Here is a 2,712-nt window from a genome sequence, read left to right on the forward strand (position 1 = left end):
TATAAGAGACATGGGGGTGGGGGGCGGCTTGTACTGGATGGACGACTCGATCTGCGCCGGCATCCAGCCGAAGTGCCCCGCCAGCGCGCTGATGAGCGCCGAGCGCGTGAGGCCCGGAGGCACCTGGGAGGTGACGGGCCTGAGCCGCTCCAGGGCGGACATCTTCTCCTCGAAGCTCGCCTGCTTGCCCATGGGGAGCAGGGTGGCGAAGAGGTAGGCGGTGAGGGGCTGGGCGCCCTCCAGGAGACGCTCCACGCCGTCGGTGCCCTCGCGGCGGGCGAAGACGTCCGGGTCATCCCCCTGCGGCAGGAGCGCCACCCGGGTGGGAGCGCCAGCGGCGAGCAGGGGACCGGCCAGTCGCTCCACGGCGGCGAGGCCCGCGGAGTCCCCGTCCAGGAGCAGCACCAGGTCGCGGGCCTCCGCGCGCTTGAGCACCTGGAGGTGTCCGGCGGTGAGGTTGGTGGAGCACAGGGCCACCGCGTTGCGCACGCCCACCTGGTGCAGGCCGATGCAGTCGAAGTACCCCTCCACGAGCACGGCCGTCTTGCGCTTGTGGATGTCGTCGCGCGCCTGGTCCATGCCGAAGAGCGTCTCGCTCTTGTTGTAGAGCCGGGACTCGCGCGAGTTGAGGTACTTGGGGCCGTCCTCCGCCGCGACCAGCCGGCCACCGAAGGCGATGGGCCGCCCCTCCGGCGCGCGGATGGGCACCATCAGGCGGCTGCGGAAGAAGTCGATGCAGCCATCTCCGCTGTTTCGCTTGGTGATGAGCCCCGCCTTCAGGCCCCACTCCATCATCCCGTTCTTCTGGAAGCGGTCCGCCAGGAGGCTCCACTGCGCGGGCGCCCACCCCAGGCCGAAGCCCTGGGCCACTTCCTCCGACACGCCACGGCTGGCCAGGTAGGCGCGCGCGGCGCGGCCTTCGTCCTCGTGCCAGAGCTGGGCGCGGAAGTGCTCCGCGGCGAAGTCCGTGGCCTCCTTGACCTGTTGACGCTCCTTGAGGCCGGGGTCCTGCGCGGCCTCCAGGTCGATGCCCACTTCCTGGGCCAGGTCTCGCACGGCGTCCTGGAACGTCTTGCCCAGGTATCGCTGGATGAAGGACACCGCGTCGCCGCTCGCCCGGCAGCCGTGGCAGAAATAGAAGCGCTTCTCCGGTACGACGTAAAACGAAGGTGTCTTCTCCTGGTGGAAGGGGCAGCGGCCCTTGAACTCACGGCCGGCCTTCTTGAGCTCCACGTGACGGGACACCAGCGACACGATGTCCACTCGGTCGAGGACCTCCTGGATCTTGTGCTCCGGAATCACGACGCCCCTCCATCCATCCGCATGAGCGCGGCCTTCCGCCCGCCATCCTGACGGCCCCCTCTGACGCACCCGGGGCCGCGTCCCGCCGGGACTTCCACCCAGGCGGGTAGGGCAGGCCGACGCGGCCAGGGCGCGGAAACGGACGAGGGTTGGGACACGGCGCGCACTCCTGAAGGCTGCCCGCTCGCCTCCCGGGGTGGGGGACGGGCGGAAGAGGCCTTGAGGATCAGCGCTTAATGGCCAGCGGGCGAGGGATCAAAAAATCCGCTTCGAGCCCGGGGTGGGGAGGGCACCTGGGAGACGTTCCCGGCGCCCCTTCCCCTGGAATCACAGGTGCTTCAGGACAGCTTCGCCAGCTGGGCCTTCACTTCTTCGGAGATGGCCTTGCCTTCGGCCTTGCCCTGGAGCTTGGGGTTCACGTTCTTCATGACCGCGCCCATGTCCTTTGGGCCCTTGGCGCCGACCTCGGCGATGGAGGCCTGGACGGCGGCGGTGAGCTCTTCCGGGGTGAGCTGCTTGGGCAGGTAGCGCTGCAGGACGGAGATCTCCTGCTCTTCCTTGTCCGCCAGCTCCGGGCGGCCGCCGGCCTTGAACTGCTCGATGGAGTCGCGGCGCTGCTTGATGAGGCCGGCGATGACCTGCAGGATGCCCGCGTCGTCCAGCTCGCTGGCGCCCGGCTCGACCTCCTTGTACTTCACGGCGCTCTTGAGCATGCGCACCACGCTCAGGGTCAGCTCGTCCTTGGCCCGCATCGCGTCCTTCAGGTCCGCGGTCAGGCGCTCTTTCAGGGTGGTCATGTCGGGATTCCTCACGGGCGGGGAAAAAGGGTCGCCGCGCCAGCGGATGGGACGGCGGGAGCCAGGGCACCTGACTGCTTCAAGGAGCCCCGGCTCCTCACTGCGGGCCTGCTAGTACGACTTGCGGGCCTTCTTCACAGCGCGCTTCTTGGCGGCGAGGGCCTTCTTCTTCCGCTTCACGGAAGGCTTCTCGTAGTGCTCGCGCTTGCGGATCTCGGAAAGGATTCCGGCCTTCTCGGTGGCCTTCTTGAAGCGCTTGAGAGCGCTTTCGATGGACTCACCTTCCTTCACTCGAATACCGGGCATGCAGTCACCTCCTTCCGCCTAGCTGGATGCAATCTGTAAATCTTCAGAAAGTCGGGGGGTATGGCGCAGCGGGCCGGAAAAGGCAAGGAGACCCGCACGGAAAGGATGGGCCGCGTGCGCTAGACTGTCCGGCGCGTGTCCCGCCTCCTCCTCCTGGTCCTCCTGCTGGCGGCCAGCCCCTCCCGGGCTGGCACGGCCGCTTCCGAGTGCTGGGCCTCCTGCCGCCGCCACGTCGCGGATCCATCCCTGCGCGCGCGGACCTGTGGCGTCTGTGTCACCGGGGGGCGGGTGGACAGCTGGGTGGCGC

General features: G+C 68.5%; 3 protein-coding genes. All 3 read right to left on the minus strand.

Translation table 11 applies throughout. The annotated features are described in order from the left end of the window. On the minus strand, window positions 1-1,302 hold a 1,302-nt coding region (dnaG, locus tag D7Y21_RS40960; RefSeq protein WP_121718598.1), incomplete at its 3' end, for a DNA primase. A 338-nt stretch (window positions 1,303-1,640) separates the two neighbouring features. After that, the gene (locus tag D7Y21_RS40965) at window positions 1,641-2,099 is read right to left on the minus strand and encodes a GatB/YqeY domain-containing protein (protein WP_120563930.1); all 459 of its coding nucleotides are present in this window, start codon (window positions 2,097-2,099) and stop codon (window positions 1,641-1,643) included. 111 nt (window positions 2,100-2,210) lie between these two features. Continuing rightward, window positions 2,211-2,405 (minus strand): 30S ribosomal protein S21, encoded by a 195-nt coding sequence (rpsU, locus tag D7Y21_RS40970; protein WP_014395136.1) that lies wholly within the window; start codon window positions 2,403-2,405, stop codon window positions 2,211-2,213. Window positions 2,406-2,712 lie beyond the last annotated feature (307 nt).

The sequence above is a fragment of the Corallococcus sp. AB045 genome (genome assembly GCF_003668895.1).
Lineage (GTDB): Bacteria > Myxococcota > Myxococcia > Myxococcales > Myxococcaceae > Corallococcus > Corallococcus coralloides.

What these genes read in the sequence shown, in the direction of transcription:
- rpsU (WP_014395136.1), bottom strand. Translation starts at nt 2,405, where the DNA reads ATGCCCGGTATTCGAGTGAAGGAAGGTGAGTCCATCGAAAGCGCTCTC.
- D7Y21_RS40965 (WP_120563930.1), bottom strand. Translation starts at nt 2,099, where the DNA reads ATGACCACCCTGAAAGAGCGCCTGACCGCGGACCTGAAGGACGCGATG.